Source organism: Plesiomonas sp. ISS29 (assembly GCF_056522795.1).
Window position 1 is genome coordinate 321,970 of record NZ_JAWRZQ010000001.1, and the last position, 14,671, is coordinate 336,640.

Consider the following 14,671-nt stretch of genomic DNA (forward strand, 5'->3'; position numbering starts at 1 on the left):
CGCAATTAGAATGTCATCTTTAATGAACTGTAGAGTTTACCACTTTCCTTGCGGTCGAAAAATTGTATGGCGAAACGATCTTCGAATATGGCGAAAAAATCGTCCGGTCAAATCCGGATTATCAGCGGTCAATGGCGTGGGCGCAAATTGCCGGTGCCCGACAGCCCCGGTTTACGCCCAACCACCGATCGGGTGCGTGAAACGCTGTTTAACTGGCTAGCTCCGGTACTGCACGGCGCACGCTGCTTAGACTGTTTTGCCGGCAGCGGTGCGCTCGGGCTGGAGGCGCTATCGCGCTATGCTGACCATGTTGTGCTACTGGAATTTGAACGCCACGTGGCAGATACATTGCAAAAAAATGTCCGCGATTTGGGCAGTTCTCGTGCCGAGGTTGTGCATACTGACACACTTAATTATCTGAATAAAAACGGTAAACCCTTTGATGTGGTGTTTATTGACCCCCCGTTTCGGCGCGATATGCTGACCACCTGCTGCCAGTATCTTGAAAATAATCACTGGCTGGCAGCAGGTGCCTACATTTATGTGGAAGCGGAGGTCGATGCCGGTCATCTTGCCATGCCTGAGAGCTGGCGGCTGCACCGCGAAAAAGTTGCCGGACAAGTGGCGTACCGTTTGTATATCCGCAGTGGTGATGAAAATCAGCATGAAACAGGGAGTGAAAGTGAGTCGGATACCACCAATGCAGATATAAACGGGGATGATTAAGCGATCTTTTCATCAGCGTAATACAGTGTTTTATGGCTAATAATGGCGATAAAACAGTCAGAAAAACCGGTCTTATAGCGATTTTTTTGTATTATTCATTGAAGCGCGCAAAATTGCTCTTTCAGGGCTTGCACCTGCGCGCTCAATCAGTAAGGTGAGTAAGAGTAGGGTTAATCGCAATTCACTTATTTCCCATATGAAAAATAGGTTGCGTTAAGTTTCTTACTGATTGATTTATTTTTATTTTTTTATTTTGATTCTCTTAATTTGAGGGTATATCAGCCTCTTTTATTGGCGGGCGTAGATTGCGCACCGATGACGCAAGGTTGGATTTTACACTCAGGCTTTCACTCACTCAGCTTAGGATGAACGCGTGATGAAGAATGTAGGGCTTGTTGGATGGCGTGGCATGGTGGGTTCTGTGCTGATGCAGCGTATGCAGGAAGAGCATGATTTTGCTCAGATTAATCCGATCTTTTTTACAACGTCACAGGCAGGCCAAGCCGCGCCGGTGGTTGCGGGGAAGAGCGGTTTATTGCAAGACGCGTACGATATCGATGCACTAAAAGCACTGGATATTATTATTACCTGTCAGGGCGGCGACTATACCAGCGAGATCTACCCAGCATTACGCGCCAGCGGCTGGCAGGGCTACTGGATTGATGCGGCATCTACACTGCGCATGAACGATGACGCTATAATCATTCTTGACCCAGTCAACCAGCACGTGATCCACCAAGGGCTGGATAGAGGGATCAAAACCTTCGTGGGTGGAAACTGCACCGTCAGCCTGATGCTGATGGCCATCGGTGGGCTGTTTGCCAACAACTTGGTCGAATGGGTATCGGCGGCGACCTATCAGGCCGCTTCCGGTGGCGGAGCGCGCCATATGCGTGAGCTACTGACTCAGATGGGGATGTTGCAGCATGAGGTGGCCGCAGAGTTGGCAGATCCAGCCTCAGCCATTTTAGAGATCGAGCGCAAAGTTACCGCCAAAACCCGCAGTGGTACGCTACCAGTTGATAATTTTGGTGTACCGCTGGCCGGTAGCCTGATCCCATGGATTGATAAGCAGCTCGATAACGGTCAGAGCCGTGAAGAGTGGAAAGGTCAGGCGGAAACCAACAAAATTCTGGGCATTGACGGTAAGCCAATTCCGGTTGATGGCCTGTGCGTTCGGGTCGGGGCGCTGCGCTGCCACAGTCAGGCATTTACCCTGAAATTGAAGCAAGATGTCAGCCTTGAGAGCATTGAGCAAATGCTGGCCACCCATAATGATTGGGTCAGCGTGATCCCCAATCAGCGTGAAATTACTATGCAAGAGCTCACCCCCGCGCGCGTTACTGGCACGCTATCTGTACCAGTCGGCCGCCTGCGCAAGCTGAACATGGGGCCGGAGTATTTGTCGGCCTTCACCGTGGGTGATCAGCTGCTGTGGGGCGCGGCAGAGCCGCTGCGTCGCATGTTGCGGGTATTGCTAACAGCCTGATCCTGTTAGCTTATACGGCCTCATCAATAAATAAATGTATGAATATTTGTCGCGTGTGACTCCTCACGGCATTGTGCGCGGCATATCATCTGCAATTCCCCCAGAACATCAGATAAAAACAGCGTAAGTCAGTGCTCGCGCTGTTTTATCACCTTAAGAGCCTCTTTATTGGGGGATAAAGCTCATCTGTTTGGCAAAAAATCGATCACTCCCTCCCCGATGATTGAAAACATTTTATTAACATCATCAATTTGAGAGCAGGCTAACGTTACGGGCTGTTTCCTCGGTGTATATCCCATGGCTTTGTTACACTCACAAAAGAGGGTGAGCATCATAACGGCTGACTGCGCAATGAAAATCACCGTAAATAACGGTGATAACAGTGATAACGGTTATTCACAATGACAGAGATCTACCGTGATTGACCCTCATTGCGCAATACAGACCTGAATTAATCAGACCTGATAACAACATCATCACCCCGCCTCTGACTCTGAACAATGAGAAATAAACCCATGCAAATACCGTGGCAGGCCGCCGTAACCGCACTGATGCTTTCCAGCCTGAACCTGTTTACACCGGTTTTCGCTGCAAGCCTTGATTTTAAAGGGGCGCTCGCCACCCCCTTTTTTGGTCATGCGCGCGGTACAGCGTTCAGTGCTACGCTGTTCTACGATCAAAATGCCCCCAGTTTTGAAACCACCGAAGAGAAAGATCACTGGCAGCAGGAGAATTACCCGTTTCAGCAGGTCTCTATTGTCATTGACGATCAGCTGTATCAGGTCGGGGCGGTAGAACCGTCGAGTATGGATAACCGTATCCGACTGACGCACTGTGAAGTGGCATCCACCACCTGTGTGTACGATGAGATCAGTGTACACGCCAACGGTGAGGTGAACGGTACGCTGGATGCCCCGCGTATCCAGCTGATTTTACGCGGAAATGCCGGCTGGCTGACCAATGCTCAACTGCCCGATGCCATGAAACTGCGCGAACTGTTAGCCAGTGCCAATCAGGCCAGTATGACGCTGCAATCAAATCTTGCGTCATCCTCATTGCGTATTCAGCGCTGATCAGTGCATCATCTAAGACAGAGAATAAACGCTGACCTTGGCTAGAGATCTTCTGGCAGTGGTCAGCCTTGCTGAGGTGGCAGCCATCCATGATGATACAAACACTCACCACCGCGGCAAAAAAAACCGCGATCCTCGCATACCCTCTTTTTTTTAGCTTATGGTTACTGATGATGAGTGAACCCGTACAGGCAAATCAAACTTCCGGCAAGTTACCGGCAGATTTACTGGCTCGAGAGGCTGATTATCCGGCGTTTATGCAGCAGCAGGTTAGCCCGTTTTGGCAGCAAGGGGTGACATCGTCGATAACCGGAAAAGATAACATTCGCCTGAGCACTATTCGCTTTACCGCGCCGGATCACGATAAGGCGATACTGGTTGTTAATGGCCGCCTAGAGACTTACCTGAAGTATCAGGAGCTGGCCTACGACCTGTTCTTACAGGGCTATGATGTATTTTTGTTTGATCATCGCGGACAGGGGCTGTCAGACCGCTTGTTACCTGATCCACAAAAAGGGTATGTCCAGCATTTTAGCGATTATGTCAGTGATATGAAGACGGTCCGCGATCAGCTGTTCACGCAGGCAGAGCAGATGCGCGGCAAGCCATACCGCCAACGCAATCTACTCGCACACTCAATGGGCGGGGCAATTTCAAGCTTGTATCTGGCGCGCTATCCGCAGGATTTTACTGCCGCCGCACTGTCAGCACCGATGCACGGAATTGTGTTTCCGATGCCGATGTGGCAGGTTAAAACCCTGACTAGCGTAGCCAAATTATTCACCCGCTATGACCAAGGTTACGCGCCAAGCACTGGCCCTTATCAGGCCACACCGTTTGCTGGTAATGACCTAACCCACAGCCAACCGCGCTACCAGTGGTTTCGCGATCTGTACGCCGCACATCCGCAAGTACAACTCGGTGGCCCGACACTGCACTGGATTGGTGAAAGTGTAAAAGGTGCAGAACAGGCCATCGCTCAGGCCAGTGCCATTACGACCCCACTGCTGCTACTGCAAGGCAGTGAAGATACGGTAGTCGATAATCAGGCCCACCGCACATTTTGTCAGGCAATGCAGAGCGCTGAGCATCCGTGTGCTACAGGCACACCGGTAACCATTAGCGGTGCTCACCATGAGTTGCTGTTTGAGCAAGACCCACTGCGGGTAGAAGCATTACAGCGGATACTGAACTTTTTTGCCGCGCAGCCGGTGGCGCATTAATTCGCTGACTGGCAGCGAAAGTTTAGTGAGGCCGATCACCCTATCGAGTGAGAATTTGTCATATCAACAGACAGCCTCACACCAGCGGGTATACTGTAGGCCTCACTTTTTCGGTAACCAGAGTATGTAACTATGTATCGTGTTGTCGCCTCAGATCTGGACGGAACTTTACTGACACCGGATCACCGCGTATCTCCTTTTACTGCGGAAACTTTACATCTGCTGACCGAGCAGGGTGTACGTTTTATTTTTGCTACCGGCCGTCATCATGTTGATGTTGCCCGTATCCGCGATAATCTGGGCATCGATGCCTATATGGTCACCTCAAACGGTGCGCGGGTACACAACACCGCCGGAGAGCTGGTGTTCAAGCACGACTTGCCCGCTGAAATTGCCCGCGATCTAATGCTACTGGCGCACAATAATCCCGATATTATCACCAACCTCTATCAGGGTGATGAGTGGTGCATTGACCGTGATGTTGAGTGGCTGGCTGAGTTTCATGAAGAGACCGGTTTTTGCTGCCGTATTGTGGATATGGCCATGGTTGAAAGCCATCAAGATATCGCCAAAGTATTCTATCTTGGCAAACACGAGCAACTGCTGGCGCTGGAAGCGGCAATTAATGCCCGTTTTGGTGATCGCGTAAATGTTAGCTTTTCACTGCCTGAGTGCCTTGAAGTGATGGCCGGTGGTGTATCAAAAGGCCATGCGTTAGAGCAGATCCTGCCGCTTAAAGGGCTGACTCTGCAAGAGTGTATCGCGTTTGGTGATGGCATGAACGATGTTGAAATGCTGAGCATGGTCGGTAAAGGCTGTGTCATGCAAAATGCACATCAACGCCTGAAAGATACCCTGCCTGCGTGTGAGGTGATCGGTGAAAACAGTGATGAGGCCGTCGCGCACTATCTGCGTAAACTCTTTTTGAGCTAACAGCACTCAGACCACTTTATCTCAAGCGGCCTCTTATTTTTCAGTACCGTTTTTCGGTACAAATTCTCGGCACAAGATGTGCGCGTCCAAAAAAGCTGTTCTGTACTCACAGAGCAGCTTTCCACTGTGCTATTTGTTTTCTCTTTTCTCTGCGACAAAAAGTAACCGTTAAAATACCAATATCCCCTTTTTTTCAGCGATAATCAGGCAATAGCTATTCTGGTCTGTTTTTATTTGTTGTTATCGTATTTTAATTTGGGGGAATCGCCCGGTGTTCAGCTCATTACTGGCTGTCAGTGGCGGCGCTGCAATCGGCGCATCGCTTCGCTGGTGGATTGGAACAAAACTCAATCATCTTTTGCCGCATCTTCCGCCCGGAACACTGCTGGTTAACCTGCTGGGCGGCTTTCTGATCGGGTTAGCCATTGAGATATTTTTGCGCACACCGAATGTCTCGCCGCATCTGCGCCTGTTTATCATCACGGGCTTTCTTGGTGGCTTAACCACCTTTTCAAGTTTCTCAGCAGAGATGATTTCTAGCCTTGAAAAAGGGCAAACCTTATGGGTATTTGGCGGGATCATCATGCATTTAGGGGGCTCATTACTGATGACCTTTGCCGGCATGAGCCTCGTACGCTATTTTTGGCCTTAACTTAAAATCAGCAAACAACAAAAAGCCCAGCACTGCGGCTGGGCTTTGATCTGATTAGTATTTTTAACGTTATGGGTGTCATCACACCGGATTTACCAGTTTGCACTCACTGCTTGGCGGCCTTTTGGTTTTGTAAAAACTTTACCGCAACATCAGGAAAATCGGTAAACACACCGTCAACATCAGCGGTATTGTAGAAAATATCCAGCATATCATTCAGATCTTTTGCGTATGCCGGCACTTTGCCCGGATCTTTGCGGAAGGTGTATGGGTGCACCACCAAGCCGTTTTCATGGGCCTCTTTGACCATAATGGTGGTTTTAATATTGCCCGGAGTCGAACTCTCTTCCACCACCATCGGGTACCACGGGCCAACACCATCGGCATATTTAGCAATTTTGGCCATTGCACCTGGCTTAAACATCCAGTCGTAACTGTAGTTGGTTAATGAGCCATCTTTGTTAATGACCATCGTTTCTTGATCTTCAGTTGGCGTAATCAACTGCACCAGTCTGATATTCATACCCATTTTTGGCAGCAGCTCATCATGCACCCGCTGTAAATCTGGCGCATCAAAACTCTGGAAGAACACTTTATCTCCCTTCTGGGTATATCCGTACTTTTTCAGTGTCTCTAGCACCGCCACCGAAATGTCTTTGCCTTCGGTTTTATGAAACCACGGCGCTTTAGTCTCAACATAAATTCCAACATTATTGCCGGTAGAGTGGTTCATCCCCTGAATCATCTCGATCTCTTCGGCCAGAGTATGAATTCGGAAATCAGAAGCCCACATCGGGAAGCGGTTCGGGAATTTCTGGCTCATCTTGCCATCTTTATCCAGCACAAACTCTTCGGTAAAGCTTAGCTGGCGGATCTCAGGCAAGGTAAAATCTATTGCATAGAAACGGCCGTCTTTACGCGCCCTGTCGGGAAATTTCTTCGCTACATCGGTCACACGGTCAAGGTAGTGGTCATGCAGCACAATCAGCTGATTGTCTTTGGTCATTACCACATCTTGTTCCAGATAATCAGCACCCATCGCATAGGCCATCGCTTTTGCGGGCAAGGTGTGCTCAGGCAAGTAACCGCTCGCGCCACGGTGAGCAACCACAATTTTGCCTTCAGTTTTATCGGCTGTAGCTGCATTTTCAGCCAATGCAAACAACGGTGTAGCTAACAACGTTCCAGTCATAAGTGCCAGCAATGTTTTTTTCATCGTGAATGTGCTCTTAGTTTATGTGCGTTGCAGAGTAGGGTACAAAGGTAATGTGTTATTTTTATTAACAGAGAGATAATTTTTAATATAAAACAATTAATTAGGATTTTATTTATTGTCACTGATGATCAAAACGGGTGATGAAAGGGGCGATAAAAAACAATCGGCTTACCCCGCCCCCTCTGATCTCGCTGGATAATCATGACAGCCTAAGCTGCCATGATTTAATACCAGTGGAAGCGACAATTTCGACAGTAGTAAAACCTGTGGAATCAATTACCCGCGGGCTTTATCTTCCTGCGCTTTATTGTCATGGAACATGGTTAATGCCAGCAAGATCACCGCCATCACACATGAACCTATCAGCAGCATAAAGCCACCATCCCAGCCGAAGTGATCCACGGTGTAACCCACCACAGCATTGGCGGCAACCGATCCACCTAAGTAACCAAACAGACCGGTGAAACCAGCGGCCGTGCCTGCCGCTTTTTTCGGGGCCAGTTCAAGGGCATGTAAACCAATCAGCATCACCGGCCCGTAGATTAAAAAGCCAATCGCAACCAGTGCAGCCATATCTACAGTCGGGTTTCCGGCCGGATTTAACCAGTACACGGTAGTGGCAATGGCAACCAAAATCATAAAGAACACACCGGTTGCACCGCGGTTGCCTTTAAAGACTTTATCCGACATCCAACCACATACCAGCGTGCCCGGAATACCGGCCCACTCGTACAGGAAGTAAGCCCACGAGGATTTATCCACCGAAAAATGTTTTACTTCTTTAAGATAGGTCGGTGCCCAGTCAAGCACGCCGTAGCGCAGCAGATAGACGAATACGTTGGCAAAGGCGATATACCACAGCAGTTTGTTCGGCAGGATATATTTGGTGAAGATCTCTTTTGCCGTCAGCTCTATCTCATTTTTAGCGCTGTAATCTTCCGGATAGTCATTTTTGTACTCTTCAATCGGCGGTAAACCACATGACTGTGGCGTATCGCGCATTGTCAGGTAAGCAAAAATAGCCACGCCTACCGCAGCGGCAGCCGGAACATAGAAAGCAGAGCGCCAATCATTGAACCAACCCATGCCGAGAATAAACAGTGGCCCTATCATGCCGCCGCCCACGTTATGCGCACAGTTCCAGACCGAGACTATCTCGCCGCGCTCTTTTTGCGACCACCAGTGCACCATCGTCCGGCCACACGGCGGCCACCCCATACCCTGCACCCAACCGTTCAAAAACAGCAGCACAAACATGATGGTAATGCTGGAGGTTGCCCACGGCACAAAACCCATAAACAGAAAAATCGCCGCTGACATCAGCAAGCCGGCAGTTAAAAATACTCGGGGATTTGAGCGGTCAGACACCGCACCCATCAAGAACTTAGATAACCCGTAGGCAATCGCCACCCCAGACATCGCAAAACCCAAATCACCGCGCGAAAAGCCCTGTTCAACCAGATATGGCATTGCCAGTGAGAAGTTTTTACGCACCAAGTAGTAACCGGCATAACCAAAGAAAATACCGGCGAAAATTTGCCAACGCATGCGTTTATAGGTGCTGTCAATTTGCGCATCCGGCAAACGAGCACTGTGTGCTGCGGGTTGAAAAAAACGCAACATAATCGGATCCTCGATATGTTTTATGAGTGAGATGAGTGTCTTGTTGTAATAATGAGTGAATCATAATAATTAGCGAAATCGCACGCGATAAAGCCAAGATGCAACAAAAATAGAACAGATCACGATTAAATCTGTTCGAAATCGAACGCAATGATAGTGATAATATGAGCGCAATGGTGTGAGGGAAAACACACTTCGCCCGATCAATAATTAATTTTCCTTTTAAAATAAATCGCTTACCTGCTACTTATCGGTATAACCGCAACACAACACTGCGTAAAAATGCATACTGTTTTGCATTTTATTATCGGTACTCCGGATAGATTCCCTATCCAAAATATGATCTGCTATTCACACAACGCTTACAATTGAGCAATTAACGCACATTTACGTGATAAAAATCACAAATAACCACAAAAACAGTGCGCGATAACTTTCGTTTTTGCGCATTTATGGTTCATATCAAACATTTCATGGCAAAAAGTAGGGATACTCTCTGCCATAAAAGAATATGTCGCGGAAAACACGCGCAACGCAAACCACCGGATAACCAAGTGATAACAGAGTTTTCACGCGGATAACCGGATTGATGCCAAGCGTAGCAGCGATACATCTCTTCCCCTTTATTTGGTGTTCTACCGCTGACCTGTGAGAAGTGTGACCATGATGAACAGCGCAACCCGAATTGAAACCGATGTCGCTATTATTGGCGGCGGTGCAACCGGAGCCGGTGTCGCCCGAGATTGCGCCCTGCGCGGCCTGCGCTGCGTACTGCTTGAGCGTGATGATATTGCCACCGGCGCTACCGGACGCAATCATGGTCTGCTGCACAGCGGCGCACGTTACGCGGTGACCGATGAAGAGTCAGCCCGCGAATGCATCAGCGAGAACAAAATTCTTAAAAAAATTGCCCGCCACTGTGTCGAGCCGACCGGTGGCCTGTTTATTACGCTGCCGGAAGATGATCTCAATTTTCAAGCTGGATTTATCCGCGCCTGCCAGAGTGCCGGTATTGATGCTAATGCGATAACCCCGGCAGAGGCTCGCCGTTTAGAGCCTTCCGTGAACCCTGCGCTGATTGGTGCGGTCACCGTACCTGATGGCACGGTTGACCCGTTTCGCCTGACTGCCGCCAATATGCTAGATGCCCGCGAAAAGGGTACGCAAGTGCTCACTTACTGCGAAGTGGTCGGTTTGATTAGAGAAGGTGCAAAAGTCATTGGGGTACGTGCATTTAATCACCAGACCCATACGGTGGTTGAAGTGTATGCCCCGATTGTGGTGAATGCCGGTGGGATCTGGGGGCAACGGATTGCCGAATATGCCGACCTAACCATTCGGATGCTGCCCGCGAAAGGGGCGCTACTGATCATGGGCCACCGCATCAATAATCAGGTCATCAACCGTTGCCGCAAACCGGCGGATGCCGATATTTTAGTGCCGGGTGATACCATTTCGCTGATCGGTACAACCTCTAGCCGGATCCCGTATGACCGGATTGACGATATGCGGGTAACACCGGAAGAGGTTGATATTTTAATCCGTGAGGGAATTAAGCTGTCACCGATTATGGAGAAAACCCGGATTTTACGCGCCTACGCCGGAGTCCGGCCTCTGGTTGCCAGTGATGATGATCCTTCTGGACGCAACGTCAGCCGCGGTATTGTGCTGCTTGATCATGCCAAGCGCGACGGGCTAGACGGGCTGGTGACCATTACCGGCGGCAAGCTAATGACCTACCGCCTGATGGCCGAGTGGACTACCGATCTGGTGTGCGAAAAACTCAATCATAGCGCGCGCTGCACCACTGCCGAACAACCACTGCCCGGCTCAAACGAGCGTACCGAACAGACGCACGATAAAATTATCAGCCTGCCTGCGCCATTACGTGGTTCAGCGGTGTACCGCCACGGCGACCGCGCGCCGCGCTTTGTCAGTATCAACCGTTACGACAGCTCACTGGTATGTGAGTGCGAAGCGGTCACCGCTGCCGAAGTGCGCTATGCGGTGAACGAGCTTAAAGTAAATAACCTCATTGATCTGCGTCGCCGTACACGGGTCGGCATGGGGCCTTGTCAGGGTGAGCTGTGTGCCTGCCGTGCCGCCGGCGTTATGGCGCGTTTTGGCCAGACCACACCGCAACAATCAACCCAACAATTGCGCGAATTTCTAGAAGAGCGCTGGAAAGGCATTCGGCCAATTGCGTGGGGGGATGCGCTGCGCGAATCAGAATTTACCAACTGGATTTATCAGGGCTTATGCGGGCTTGATGATGTTCCGCCAGTTTCATTAAATACCGTCAATACACAGCAAAACACCACGGCAACCCCTACTACTCAAACCGTTCAACAGGAGAACACCAATGAAATTTGATGTGGCTATCATTGGTGCCGGTTTGGCAGGGCTAACCTGTGGGATCAGACTGGCACAGGCTGGGCAACGCTGTACCATTATCAGCGCAGGGCAGTGCGCGCTGAACTTCTCTTCCGGCTCACTCGATTTGCTCAGCCGCTTACCCAACGGGCACGCCGTAGCAACGCCACTGCAAGCACTTGATCAGCTGGCCACCCAAGCGCCACAGCATCCGTATACCCGTATCGGTTATCAGGCGATTACACAGGCCACCGCACAGTTCAGCCAGATACTGGCCGACAGCGGCATGCCGATGCACGGTTCGGCAACACAGAATCATCTGCGGATGACCCCGCTTGGTAGTTTGCGTAGCACTTGGCTAAGCCCAGAGTCAGTGCCGGTACATCCGTTATCTTCCCACGCAGAGCAAAGTGATGGTTCTGCTGCCACACACAGTAAAATTGCACTGATCGGCATCGAAGGCTTCCATGATTTCCAGCCTGAAATGGCTGCCGCAACACTGCGCGAGCACCCGTTGTACCGCCACTGCGATATCGTTACCGACCACCTAACCTTGCCGCAGCTTGACCTGCTGCGTGCAAATCCCAGTGAGTTTCGCTCAGTCAACATCGCCCGCGTGCTAGAGCAACTGACCGACCTTGCGCCTCTGGCCGCCGAGCTGCAACGGGCTGCGCAACAGGCGAAAACCGTGATTTTACCGGCCGTGCTGGGGCTTGAACAGCACGATCTGCTGGATCGTCTGCAAACACTGACCGGCTTAACACTGCTCGAACTGCCTACCCTGCCGCCATCAGTGCTCGGTATCCGGTTACAACAGGCACTTAAACGCCGCTTTCAACAGCTCGGCGGCCTGCTGATGAACGGCGATCAGGTGCGCAGTGCTACGCTTGAATCCGGCCGAGTGCAAGCACTGTATACCCGAAACCATGAGGATATTCCGGTACAAGCCGATTATGTGGTACTGGCCAGTGGCAGCTTTTTCAGTAACGGTCTCATCGCCGAATTTGGCCATATTCGTGAGCCTATCTTTGGGTTAGATGTGGTTGATACCGGTGAGCGCGCACAATGGAGCAACCCGCAGTTTCTGACCAGTCAGCCATTTTTACAGTTTGGTGCACAGGTTGATAACCAGTTGCGCGCGCGTAAAGCGGGGAAAACCATTGAGAATTTATATGTCATCGGCTCGGTGCTCGGTGGCTATGATCCTATCTATCTTGGCTGCGGTGCCGGCGTATCTGTCACCACCGCACTCACCGTAGCAGAACAGATCCTGCAACGTCAGGAGGCCCACGCATGAGCATCACCCCCGATTCAAGCTTTGAAAGCTGCATAAAATGTACCGCCTGCACCACGTTTTGTCCGGTATCGAAAGTCAACCCACTCTACCCCGGCCCCAAGCAGGCCGGCCCTGACGGTGAGCGCCTACGGCTTAAAAACCCTGATCTGTATGATGAAGCGCTAAAATACTGCACCAACTGCAAACGCTGCGAAGTGGCCTGCCCGTCTGATGTCAAAATTGGTGACATAATTCAGCGCGCCCGTGCCCAGTACAGCCAGAAAAAACCGACACTGCGCGATGCGATTTTAAGCCATACCGATCTGATGGGTTCACTCTCTACCCCCTTTGCCCCCATCATCAACCTAACAACCGGCCTCAAACCGGTACGCAAACTGCTCGACAGTACGCTGAAAGTGGATCACCGCCGTGAACTGCCCAAATATTCACACGGCACATTCCGCAACTGGTATCGCAAACACGCGGCAGAAAATCAGGCCAAGTATGCCGAGCAGGTGGCCTATTTTCACGGCTGCTATGTCAACTACAACCATCCGCAACTGGGTAAAGATCTGATCCGCGTATTCAATGCCATGGGGCTTGGTGTGCAGTTATTGGATAAAGAGAAGTGTTGTGGTGTACCGCTGATCGCCAATGGGTTTACAGAAAAAGCGAAAAAACAGGCCAGCTTCAATGTGAAGCACCTAGAAACCGCCGTGGAGCAAAAAGGGTTGCCGGTTGTGGCCACCTCTTCCACCTGCACCTTCACGCTGCGCGATGAGTACCCGCATATTTTGGGGATAGACAACAGCAAAGTGCGCAGCCACATCGATCTGGTCACCCGTTTTTTATACCGTGAGCTGAGCGCTGGCCGCACCTTACCGCTCAAACACACCCCATTGAAAGTGGCTTACCATACGCCATGCCATATGGAAAAAATGGGCTGGGTTCCGTATACCCTTGATTTACTGCAACGTATTCCGGGGATAGAGCTGATTATGCTCGACTCACAATGCTGTGGCATTGCCGGAACATACGGTTTTAAATCTGAGAATTACGACACGTCACAGGCTATCGGCTCACCGCTGTTCCGCCAGATTGAAGAGAGCGGCGTTGATTTTGTGGTGTCTGACTGTGAAACCTGCAAATGGCAGATTGAAATGTCGACCAGCAAACGCTGCGAACACCCAATCACTGTGCTGGCCCAAGCTCTGGCCTGATAACTTAACTAGCAATTAAGCTAACAGACCAAAACAAAAACGGGCATGCCCTCCGCTGCCCGTTTTTGTTGTTTATCCTGCTGATAATACTGCAGGTTTATACACTGACCACAGCGTTAGTTTTGCTGCACCCACACCGTTTTTTCCGGCGTATGAGTCAGGCGTTTGAGCAGAAAATTGAGCAACACGCCGTATGCCGGAACAAACAGCCCTAAACTGATAATCAGCTTGAAGGTGTAATCTACCAGCGCGATCTCTACCCAATGCTGGGCCATAAATAGATCTGGGCTTTTATAGAAGGCAATAAAGAAGAACGATGCAGTATCACTGATATTACCAAACAGCGTAGAAGCCATCGGCGCTAACCACCACGCCTTCATCTGACGTAAACGGTTAAAAACATTAATATCAAGGATTTGGCCGAGCAGATACGCCATAAAACTGGCAACCGCAATCCGCGCCACAAACAGATTAAATGTTGTCAGTGAAGCCACCCCCTGATAGCTTCCCGCCAAAAACAGCACAGAAACCACATACGAGATCAGTAACGAAGGCAACATCACAGCAAGAATTATTCGGCGCGCCATTGCCGCACCATAAATTCTGACCGTTAAATCAGTGGCTAAAAAGATAAACGGAAACGAGAATGCCCCCCACGTGGTATGAAAACCAAAAATCGTGATCGGCAACTGCACCAGATAGTTACTTGAAGCGATGATAAAAACATGAAACAAAACCAGCCAGACAAGCGCATGGCGCTGCTGGTCGCGGCTAAAGGATAGCATGACACGTCCACCTTTTTGTTAGTTGGGGTGAGGGAACCCAATACCAGAAATTCATCAGCCGCAGCCGGTTTTGTGTATGAAA

The 14,671-nt window shown here is 50.2% G+C and carries 12 protein-coding genes; 9 read left to right on the forward strand and 3 right to left on the reverse strand.

The features are described from left to right. Positions 1-66 precede the first annotated feature (66 nt). From rsmD to crcB, 6 genes are all read left to right on the forward strand, one after another. Positions 67-726, forward strand: a complete 660-nt coding sequence (rsmD, locus tag AC1HDJ_RS01420; protein WP_479536657.1) for a 16S rRNA (guanine(966)-N(2))-methyltransferase — start codon at positions 67-69, stop codon at positions 724-726. A 376-nt stretch (positions 727-1,102) separates the two neighbouring features. Beyond that, a complete protein-coding gene (gene asd / locus AC1HDJ_RS01425; RefSeq protein ID WP_479537193.1) occupies positions 1,103-2,215 on the forward strand; it encodes an aspartate-semialdehyde dehydrogenase in 1,113 nt (370 codons plus the stop codon). A gap of 515 nt (positions 2,216-2,730) precedes the next feature. Further along, on the forward strand, positions 2,731-3,288 hold the full coding sequence (locus AC1HDJ_RS01430; RefSeq protein WP_479536659.1) for a hypothetical protein: 558 nt from the start codon (positions 2,731-2,733) through the stop codon (positions 3,286-3,288). A gap of 89 nt (positions 3,289-3,377) precedes the next feature. Beyond that, positions 3,378-4,511, forward strand: a complete 1,134-nt coding sequence (gene pldB / locus AC1HDJ_RS01435; RefSeq protein WP_479536661.1) for a lysophospholipase L2 — start codon at positions 3,378-3,380, stop codon at positions 4,509-4,511. A 132-nt stretch (positions 4,512-4,643) separates the two neighbouring features. Further along, positions 4,644-5,444 (forward strand): sugar/pyridoxal phosphate phosphatase YigL, encoded by an 801-nt coding sequence (gene yigL, locus AC1HDJ_RS01440; RefSeq protein ID WP_479536663.1) that lies wholly within the window; start codon positions 4,644-4,646, stop codon positions 5,442-5,444. 271 nt (positions 5,445-5,715) lie between these two features. Continuing rightward, positions 5,716-6,096: a fluoride efflux transporter CrcB gene (crcB, locus tag AC1HDJ_RS01445; protein ID WP_479536665.1), complete on the forward strand. Its 381-nt coding sequence runs from the start codon at positions 5,716-5,718 to the stop codon at positions 6,094-6,096. 106 nt (positions 6,097-6,202) lie between these two features. On the opposite strand, the gene glpQ is transcribed toward crcB, so the two are convergent. Beyond that, positions 6,203-7,312, reverse strand: a complete 1,110-nt coding sequence (gene glpQ / locus AC1HDJ_RS01450; RefSeq protein WP_479536667.1) for a glycerophosphodiester phosphodiesterase — start codon at positions 7,310-7,312, stop codon at positions 6,203-6,205. Between the two features lie 276 nt (positions 7,313-7,588). Further along, the gene (gene glpT / locus AC1HDJ_RS01455; RefSeq protein WP_479536669.1) at positions 7,589-8,935 is read right to left on the reverse strand and encodes a glycerol-3-phosphate transporter; all 1,347 of its coding nucleotides are present in this window, start codon (positions 8,933-8,935) and stop codon (positions 7,589-7,591) included. Between the two features lie 663 nt (positions 8,936-9,598). On the opposite strand from glpT, the gene glpA reads away from it, so the two are divergent. The 3 genes from glpA to glpC are packed head-to-tail and all read left to right on the forward strand — an operon-like array spanning position 9,599 to position 13,804. Next, positions 9,599-11,308, forward strand: a complete 1,710-nt coding sequence (gene glpA, locus AC1HDJ_RS01460; protein WP_479536671.1) for an anaerobic glycerol-3-phosphate dehydrogenase subunit A — start codon at positions 9,599-9,601, stop codon at positions 11,306-11,308. Next, positions 11,298-12,605 (forward strand): anaerobic glycerol-3-phosphate dehydrogenase subunit GlpB, encoded by a 1,308-nt coding sequence (glpB, locus tag AC1HDJ_RS01465; RefSeq protein ID WP_479536673.1) that lies wholly within the window; start codon positions 11,298-11,300, stop codon positions 12,603-12,605. The genes glpA and glpB overlap by 11 nt, the downstream gene beginning before the upstream one ends. Further along, complete coding sequence (gene glpC, locus AC1HDJ_RS01470; RefSeq protein WP_479536675.1) at positions 12,602-13,804, forward strand: anaerobic glycerol-3-phosphate dehydrogenase subunit GlpC; 1,203 nt, start codon at positions 12,602-12,604, stop codon at positions 13,802-13,804. The genes glpB and glpC overlap by 4 nt, the downstream gene beginning before the upstream one ends. Positions 13,805-13,920: 116 nt before the next feature. Here the strand turns inward: glpC and AC1HDJ_RS01475 are convergent, their stop codons facing one another. Continuing rightward, a complete protein-coding gene (locus tag AC1HDJ_RS01475) occupies positions 13,921-14,589 on the reverse strand; it encodes a 7-cyano-7-deazaguanine/7-aminomethyl-7-deazaguanine transporter (RefSeq protein ID WP_479536677.1) in 669 nt (222 codons plus the stop codon). Positions 14,590-14,671: the final 82 nt, after the last annotated feature.

Coding starts and splice junctions, on each gene's coding strand:
- asd (WP_479537193.1), top strand. CDS start 1,103: ATGAAGAATGTAGGGCTTGTTGGATGGCGTGGCATGGTGGGTTCTGTG.
- pldB (WP_479536661.1), top strand. CDS start 3,378: ATGATGATACAAACACTCACCACCGCGGCAAAAAAAACCGCGATCCTC.
- AC1HDJ_RS01430 (WP_479536659.1), top strand. CDS start 2,731: ATGCAAATACCGTGGCAGGCCGCCGTAACCGCACTGATGCTTTCCAGC.
- AC1HDJ_RS01475 (WP_479536677.1), bottom strand. CDS start 14,589: ATGCTATCCTTTAGCCGCGACCAGCAGCGCCATGCGCTTGTCTGGCTG.
- glpB (WP_479536673.1), top strand. CDS start 11,298: ATGAAATTTGATGTGGCTATCATTGGTGCCGGTTTGGCAGGGCTAACC.
- rsmD (WP_479536657.1), top strand. CDS start 67: ATGGCGAAACGATCTTCGAATATGGCGAAAAAATCGTCCGGTCAAATC.
- glpA (WP_479536671.1), top strand. CDS start 9,599: ATGATGAACAGCGCAACCCGAATTGAAACCGATGTCGCTATTATTGGC.
- glpQ (WP_479536667.1), bottom strand. CDS start 7,312: ATGAAAAAAACATTGCTGGCACTTATGACTGGAACGTTGTTAGCTACA.
- glpC (WP_479536675.1), top strand. CDS start 12,602: ATGAGCATCACCCCCGATTCAAGCTTTGAAAGCTGCATAAAATGTACC.
- glpT (WP_479536669.1), bottom strand. CDS start 8,935: ATGTTGCGTTTTTTTCAACCCGCAGCACACAGTGCTCGTTTGCCGGAT.
- yigL (WP_479536663.1), top strand. CDS start 4,644: ATGTATCGTGTTGTCGCCTCAGATCTGGACGGAACTTTACTGACACCG.